Below are 8,521 nucleotides of genomic sequence, written 5' to 3'. Positions count from 1 at the left end.
TGGATCTTGACTAACACGTTCCCACTCGTCCATTGCTTTCTTTAATACTTGATCTTCTTGCATCGCAATTTCCTCCAATACTTGAGTGATTTCTTCACCTTCGGATGCTTCAAGTAATAATAACCATCGAACAAGTTGATCTTCCCTTGGATCTACCTCTCTGTTACGCCATTTTATTAATAACTTAGGTAGCTCCATAAAATAAATTTCCAGCATATCCGTTAAGAGTAATTTCTGCTCTCGCTCATATAACTGAAAAGTGGAGTGATAATCATGAATATGAGATAAATAACGGAAGTTCACAATGTTAATGGTAATTAATCTATTTCCAATCTATTTACTAATTTCATCCATTATGCTTGAGTGACCGCCAACATTTTCTAAGTTAGAGGTGATGTCGTGATTATTATTGCTAATATGTTTAATTCAACCAAGTATTTCACTCTGTTTTTCTCCTATATAAAAAGACAGCCATTTTAATAATAGCTGCCTAACAAAAAATAGTTATTAGTTCTCTTACCTTCACTTCAATTCGTTTATTCCTATTAGTTAAACAAAGTATACTCTCACTTTTTTACTACATATGAAAACCAAAATATAATAGTGATTATTGAAGAAATGAACATGTGTAATCTTTTCACTCTTCCCACTTTATTAAATTGGGACTTTTATCTAGTATTGAATCATATTGCTCTTTTATTCCATATCGAGCCTGAGGGTCAATAGTTAAATACCTTTTGTATTTTTCTAAGCGATATTCTAATTTGGACCATCCATAGTGCTTTACTCTTAGGTTAGAGATACTATTTGGCAGTTGAAATATATTTTTAGGGAACCTCCCACAGTGCTGAGGAGTTTCGTTCCATACATACGAGAAATCCTTCCTGTATCGAGCGAGAAATGGTCGATAGAAACGATGAGCATACCAATATTCGTCCTCACGATAATGGGTATGACTCCAAAAATCATAGAGTCTAAAAGAATAAAGGTCGTAATCCTCTTGTTTAAGAAGCTGTTCTACCTCTTGCTTAAATTTATCTTCAAATAGTTCATCCGCATCTACATTTAAAATCCAATTAGGATTCGTCTTGGTTGTCTCTTCCCATTGTTGCTGGCGTAGCTCTACTTCAGTAGAAAATTTCGAAACTTTATTTTGCACAATTTTGCATGGTACGGTTTTTAAAACTTCCCTACAAATCTCAACTGAATTGTCTGTACTCCCATCATCAATAATGACAGCATTATCAATGTAAGGAAGGTGGCTCTTTAAAACTTCTCTTAAAAAACGATTCCCCTCGTCTTTAATTATCATAGACAAGGTGAGCTTTGGTTTTGTAGGAGTAGATACATTAATGTTTAAAATAGAAGCTTTCTGTCTAGCCGTGTTTTTTTTAAGAAATGCTTTTCCGCCTTTTATGTCTGTATCTCGATAAATGTGGTAGGCAGGGTATTGTGTATCCACATATAGAGAAAGTCCTATTGCAGCTGCACGTATACAAAAATGACGATCTTCTCCCCAAAATGTTAAGTTAGGTATTTTGCTGAAGTTAACGCCTTTTTGAAGAGCATTTTGTGAAATGAGAGTGCAGGCACCAAGTCCTCCTACCTCATAAACTCCTGGATTTCTCATTTTAGTAATGAAGTCTTGATATCGGATATTTATTTGATCGCCAGATAACTGTTCTCCAGGTTGTACATTGTATTGGGTATATTCATCGTAAAGCCATACTTGGGGTTGCTCCATCGATTCTGGTTGCCATTTTGTCCAAAAAATTTCAGAAATAATATCTTTTCTTTGTTGAACCAGATGAACAAGAGTTTTGGGGGATAATAACAAATCAGAGTCTACAAAAAATAAATAATCATATTTTTTTTCTTTTGCATACTTAATAATTAAATTTTTAAAATTAGCTACTTTCCACACTAGATGTTCATTCCAATGATGAGTCTGCTTATCCTTAGAATAAACATCTTTATAGGATGATTTTTCAATAACTACTGACCCAATACACTCTTGGAATTGTATAAGAAGACGACTAGAGTCAACGTTTTCGTTATCATCTATGAAATAGAAATGTACTAATAACTCTTCTTTTTTGAGCTGCTTTAAAGATTCTAAGAACAAACTTGCAATTTTTGGTTTTTGATGTATAGGACTTGCAATCAGTACCCTCAGTTTATGAGTCACTTCCTACACCATCTTCTATCAGGAGTTGGGTTTCTAAATAACTTTTATTATGCAGGTATTTAGGGTCGTTAGGCCTGTAACCACCTGCTAATTCATTGTGGTAATTTGCCATTTTATAGTCTCCTAAATAATCATAACAAACACATAATTGGATATGGGGAATCCATGTAGAGTAAAGGTAATTGTGGATTCCATAATTGTCTTTTGAAACTTCGGTTTTTGTTGCTAAATCATACCAGAAAACAGCAGAACGGTAATCATTTTTTTCAATAAAAAAGTAAGCCAATCTGCAACAGATTTCCGGTCTAGGAGCAGCATATGTAAAGGATCGTAATAAGGATTCCATCATTTTCTCCTTATCTAAAACATCATGATAACAATCAGCTAAGTTTCTACATGTTGCAATATTATCTTCAACCCATCCCTTCTCTGTTGAAAGAAACCGTTCATAAAAATTAATGGCTCTTGCAATTTGACCATGATCTTTTAATTCATTTGCAAAATAATATAGGTCTCTTGGAGAAAACTCTTCACCATTAATTAACTTTTTTTCGTAAAGTTTTAAATTCCGTTCAGAATCATGGTGGATGCTTTTATGAGTTATAGCTACTTCACTATTACTAATGTTCCCCCATACCTCAAGGTATTCATGGACAAAACCAATCCACTTAAATCCTTTACTTCTCCTTACTAACCGATTTCTTCTTAGACTTGTTATAACATTACCGTATTCATCTGTTGCTAAATGATAGTTCATCGTGACGGAGTCAATATTAGAATCTAGATTTATTTTTAATTCCAAAAACTTTTCTTGGTCTTCTTCTAGCAATATATCATCTGCGTCTAACCACAAAACATAATCTTTTGTAGCCTTCTGAAAAGCATAGTTACGCGCAGCTGAAAAATCATCAATCCATTTAAAGTCATAAATTCGATTTGTATAGTTTCTAGCAATTTTCTTTGTTTGATCGTTTGAACCCGTATCGATAATATTTATTTCATCAACTAAGTGGTAGACGCTCTCCAGACACCTCCCAAGTGATACTTCTTCATTTTTAACAATCATACACAAACTGATAGAAACCATTTCTTATTCCTCCTATAAATCTTAAAAATTTTTAGTTCTACAATAAATCACCAATAAAACAGATAGCAATTTGAAATATTTTTCAATATTTATAATAACTATGTATATATAATTGTGAAAAATTCCTTATTTTAGCATAAATGTACTTTTGTAATTTTTACTGCTGAGATTTTTTAAAGTTAAAATGTACACTTACCTAAGTTAGGTTTGTAATGAATTATTTATCCTTGGACAAAGGAGGATTACAATGGCTTATAGACGAGCATCTAAAGTTAGGTATCTTAGTTCTACTGATGAGCCTGATTACTTGAAAAAGAAAAATTCTAAAAAATTGGATTGTATAGATATTAAGAGTTCTCAAATTAAAAGGTTGCTTACTATTTTAGATAGCTTAAAAAAAGAAATTCTCCTGATTCTAAAAAATCCTACTTATAAAAATAAAAATATCAATACTATTTCTAATTCACTAAATTGTCTTATTGTCTTATTAAATGAATTACAACCTGGTTGCTCAATAACTAAGAATTTAATTATCACTGCTCAAAATTTGTTATCCGCTTTAACAACAAGGTGGGCTCCTCCAATAAAGTTACTCGAAACACTAATTAATAGTTTGAAAATGCTTATTACTCTTTTGTGCTTAAATTCAGAGACACACATTCTATTCTTCAAAGTTTTAATACAAATCGAAGTTATTTTGACTCACTATCCTTCTGTAGGACCTACTGGAGAGACAGGGGCTACCGGGGATTCCGGGCTTACTGGGGCCACGGGCGTACGGGTGCGACCGGGCGTACGGGTGCAACTGGAGCTACTGGAGACGAAGGAGATCCTGGAGCAACCGGCCGCACAGGAGCGACAGGGGTTACTGGAGCAACTGGACTTACGGGAGCAACCGGAGCAACTGGGCTTACGGGTGCAACTGGAGCTACTGGAGTAAGTTTTACAACTAATTCCATGTTTGCAGGCAATACAACCGGCAGTACTATTGGAGTTTTAGTAGGCGGGACAAATATCCCGCTGCCTAGTAATCAAGATCTCGACAGCTTCACTGCAAACGGTACCAATACAACGTTTACAGTTCCAGCTACCGGACGTTATTACATCACATATCAAATTAATCCTACAGCTACTGTACTTGTTGGATCTAGGCTAGTACTAAATGATACAACTCCAATTCCTGGATCCATAATAACTCCAGCTCTTGCTATATCAAGCTACAATAATGATCTTATCGTTTCTTTATCTATAGGTAATACAATTACCCTTCAATTATTTGGGTTGGCTACTGCAGTGATTTTGACGGGTGGAGGATCTTCTGGAGCTGCATTAACAATTATTCGTTTATCGGGATAAAGAAAAACTATCCTTAGCCTAAGGTAAGAATTGATATGAAATTTCTTAGCTTGAGCAAGAGAAGATGGTTAATGATATGCAACAGACAGCGCGATGAATATATAGCAGCTATCGACAATTATACGCTACTACTTTTAGAGGAGGTTCTGTATACGTAGCAAACATTAAAAGAACTTTTAGACGGAGGAGAATTTGAAGATTTTCCGGAAATTGAACCTATTGGACCAGTAAAAAGAAGTAATTGTCACCAGTAAACAGAAAGTGTTCGATTGAAACACACCTCCTATTTAAATAATATGCTTTTTACTTTGCCTTAAGGAACAATTCTAAAAACAATCATTTTATGTATAGGTACTTCTACACTCTCTATGTGCGGAAAACTGGAAAAAATTCTCTCTAATAATTTATAATAATAGAGAAATATGTCGAATCCTAAATATTGGAGAGATTACTATATGAGAAGACTACTTCCTTTTATAATTTTTACCATTTACTGCATTCCATATGTTTATTTATCTATGCGAAAGGATTTTGAGGATGATTCAAAGGTAAACTATCTCATCATGACCATAGTTACACTAGCACTGTCTTATCTAAGTGGGCTGATTAGAGCGGATTTATCACTTATTTTAGGAAATATCATTTCTTTTAGTACTTCATATTTTTATACCGCATTAAGGCTGCCTGATTCTAAATGGGAGAAATATTTTGCGCCCTTTAATTCTGTCGAACAAGTAGTATTGATAAGCCTTGCCGCGCTTGTGCTGCAGTTCATCATTTATACACTTGCTAGAAAACAAGCGAAGAGATACATTCGTAATACTATAGTTTCGGAATAGTTCAAAAAAGAGAGTTAGTCATCTAATGAGTTAGACTCTTCAGGTGACCAAATAAAAGAAGGGTTAAAATGAGGAAAGTTGCTGAAATTTTATTTTCTAAAAAGAAAGTGCTAAATGGGGAAAATCAACAAACACTTCAAACATGCACGTACCTGTTTAAAAAAGATACGGATCAACCAGATAAGTTAGTTATACAACTTTCAAATGTGTAATCGCTGACAAAAAGATTTTTAACTTTCTTCCTACCTTAATTATACCACATAAAAAAATGCCGATATAGACTGTTTATTCTCATTTACTGCTGGTAAAATCAATAAAACATTACCGGTTAGGAGAGATGTTGAATGAACTCTTTAGTTCTTAGCTTTCAAGAAATAAAAGATACACAGCTTTCACTTGTTGGAGGAAAAGCTTTAAATTTAGGCGCGTTATCAAAAATTCAAGGAATACAAGTACCGGAAGGATTTTGTGTGACAGCGGCCGGGTATCAAAAAGCTCTTGAACAAAATGAAACATTTCAAGCGTTACTGAACCAGCTGACGATGCTAAAAGCTGATGATCGAGATCAAATTGGTGAAATCAGCAAAAAAATTCGCCAAACCATTATGGAAATAAAAATTCCTTCTGACGTTGTAAAAGCAGTTATTCATTCTCTCTCTCAGTTTGGGGAAGAGCATGCTTATGCAGTTCGTTCAAGTGCGACAGCTGAAGATCTGCCACATGCTTCTTTTGCTGGTCAGCATGACACCTATTTAAATATCAGAGGCAAAGAAGCCATCCTTGAGCACATTAGCAAATGCTGGGCTTCTCTGTTTACACATCGCGCCGTAACCTACCGGATAAAAAATGGATTTGACCATAGTCAAGTGCACGCATCGGTTATTGTTCAACGAATGGTTTTCCCGCAGGCTTCAGGTATTTTATTTACCGCTGACCCAATTACTTCTAACCGAAATCTGTTATCCATTGATGCAGGCTTTGGACTTGGAGAAGCGCTGGTGTCTGGTTTGGTATCTGCCGATTGCTATAAAGTACAAGAAGGGGAAATCGTCGATAAAAAAATAGCAGCTAAAAAGGTAGCTATCTACGGATTAAAAGAAGGTGGAACAGAAACCAAGGAAGTTCCTTCTGATCTACAAAAAACGCAAGCGCTCACTGACTCTCAAATTTTACAATTAGAACGCGTTGGAAGACAGCTTGAAGCTTATTTTGATTGTCCTCAAGATATCGAGTGGTGCTTGGCTGATGATACATTTTACATTGTCCAAAGTCGTCCAATCACTACTTTATATCCAATTCCTGAAGGAGATGATCAAGAAAATCACGTGTATGTATCTGTTGGACACCAACAAATGATGACCGATGCCATGAAACCACTGGGATTGTCTTTTTTTCTGTTAACGACTAATGCACCGATGCGTACAGCCGGTGGAAGGTTGTTCGTTGATGTCACCCCTATGCTGGCTTCACCTGACAGCAGAAAAATGATGTTAGGTGCCATGGGACAGCATGATCCGCTCATGAAAGACGCACTTACAAGCATAATAGAGCGAGGAGATTTCATAAAATTTTTATCTAATGATCAAAGTTCCGGTAAAAGCAATGAAAGCGTGCCGCCTACGAAGCCTAAGGTACAAATCGAAAACGACTTTACGATCGTTTCTGACTTGATCAAGAAGAATCAAGCATCAATAGAAGAGCTGAAGCAAACCATCCAAACGAAGTCAGGGCCGGAATTAGTCGATTTTATTTCAGAAGATATCGGGATATTAAAGAAGATTTTATTTGATCCACAAAGTACAGCTGTGTTTATGGCCGCTATGGATGCTTCATCATGGATTAATGAAAAAATGGAGACATGGTTAGGTGAAAAAAACGCAGCAGACGCGCTTTCTCAATCCGTACCAAACAATATTACTTCAGAAATGGGTCTGGCGCTATTGGATGTCGCAGATGTAATTCGCCCTTATCCAGAAGTCATGCATTATTTAAAACATGTAAAAGATGATAACTTTTTAGAAAACCTGGTTAAGTTAGAAGGCGGACAGGAAACCAAAGACGCTATCTATGATTATCTCAGCAAATACGGAATGCGATGTCCCGGGGAAATCGATATTACGAAAACTCGGTGGAGCGAAAAGCCAGCTGCACTTATCCCTGTGATTCTTGGTAATATTAAAAACTTTGAGGCTAGCGCCAGCAAACAAAAATTTGAAAAAGGTTTGCAGGAAGCCTTAAAAAAAGAGAAAGAGCTATTAAGTAGATTAAAGCAATTGCCCGATGGCGAACAAAAAGCAAAAGAAACAAAAGAAAGAATTGATCTCCTCCGAAATTTTATCGGTTATCGTGAATATCCCAAATACGGGATGGTTAATCGCTATTTTGTTTATAAGCAGGCTCTGCTGAAAGAAGCCGCTCTGCTAGTAAAAGCCCGCGTTATTGATGAACTAGAAGATATATACTATTTGACATTTGAAGAACTTCAAGAAGTTGTGCGCACACATAAACTGGATTACCAAATCATCAGTAAACGAAAAGAAGAGTACAAATTATATGAAAAGCTAACACCTCCGCGTGTGATTACGTCTCAAGGTGAAATTATTACAGGTGCGTATAAACGAGAAAACCTTCCGTCCCAAGCAATTGTAGGTTTACCGGTTTCTTCCGGAGTGATAGAAGGGCGAGCGCGCGTCATTTTAAACATGGAAAAAGCTAATCTATCAGATGGAGATATATTAGTCACTTCCTTTACTGACCCTAGCTGGACCCCGTTATTCGTAGGGATAAAGGGGCTTGTTACGGAAGTTGGGGGACTGATGACTCACGGCGCAGTCATTGCCCGCGAATACGGATTGCCAGCGGTTGTCGGAGTAGAGAATGCTACTCGGCTAATAAAAGACGGTCAGCGAATTCGCGTACATGGAACAGAAGGGTATATTGAAATACTGTAAAAGCCAAAAATACTTGCACTATTTTATCTAATTAATAGATGAAGATTTGTCTAGATTTCTTTGCGCATCTTCAGTTCATACAAAAAGGCAGGCCACAATG

Annotated in this window: 5 protein-coding genes; 2 read left to right on the top strand and 3 right to left on the bottom strand. The window is 36.0% G+C overall.

The window, feature by feature from the left end:
- The 3 genes from AC1VNJ_RS18445 to AC1VNJ_RS18435 form a co-directional block, all read right to left on the bottom strand.
- On the bottom strand, window positions 1-312 hold a 312-nt coding region (locus AC1VNJ_RS18445; RefSeq protein ID WP_482641168.1), incomplete at its 3' end, for an Rpn family recombination-promoting nuclease/putative transposase.
- 325 nt (window positions 313-637) lie between these two features.
- Window positions 638-2,188 carry a glycosyltransferase family 2 protein gene (locus tag AC1VNJ_RS18440; protein WP_482641162.1) on the bottom strand — a complete coding sequence of 517 codons (1,551 nt, stop codon included), beginning with the start codon at window positions 2,186-2,188 and terminating at the stop codon, window positions 638-640.
- Window positions 2,178-3,275: a tetratricopeptide repeat-containing glycosyltransferase family 2 protein gene (locus tag AC1VNJ_RS18435; RefSeq protein ID WP_311265587.1), complete on the bottom strand. Its 1,098-nt coding sequence runs from the start codon at window positions 3,273-3,275 to the stop codon at window positions 2,178-2,180. The genes AC1VNJ_RS18440 and AC1VNJ_RS18435 overlap by 11 nt, the downstream gene beginning before the upstream one ends.
- Before the next feature lie 636 nt (window positions 3,276-3,911).
- Between AC1VNJ_RS18435 and AC1VNJ_RS18430 the strand changes: the two genes are divergently transcribed.
- On the top strand, window positions 3,912-4,631 hold the full coding sequence (locus AC1VNJ_RS18430) for a BclA C-terminal domain-containing protein (RefSeq protein ID WP_482641161.1): 720 nt from the start codon (window positions 3,912-3,914) through the stop codon (window positions 4,629-4,631).
- A gap of 1,183 nt (window positions 4,632-5,814) precedes the next feature.
- On the top strand, window positions 5,815-8,421 hold the full coding sequence (gene ppsA, locus AC1VNJ_RS18425) for a phosphoenolpyruvate synthase (RefSeq protein ID WP_482641160.1): 2,607 nt from the start codon (window positions 5,815-5,817) through the stop codon (window positions 8,419-8,421).
- Window positions 8,422-8,521: the final 100 nt, after the last annotated feature.

The sequence above is a fragment of the Priestia sp. 3CA3 genome, from assembly GCF_056836725.1.
Note: the sequence above shows the minus strand (reverse complement) of the source record. Positions and strands in the feature narration are given on the sequence as shown.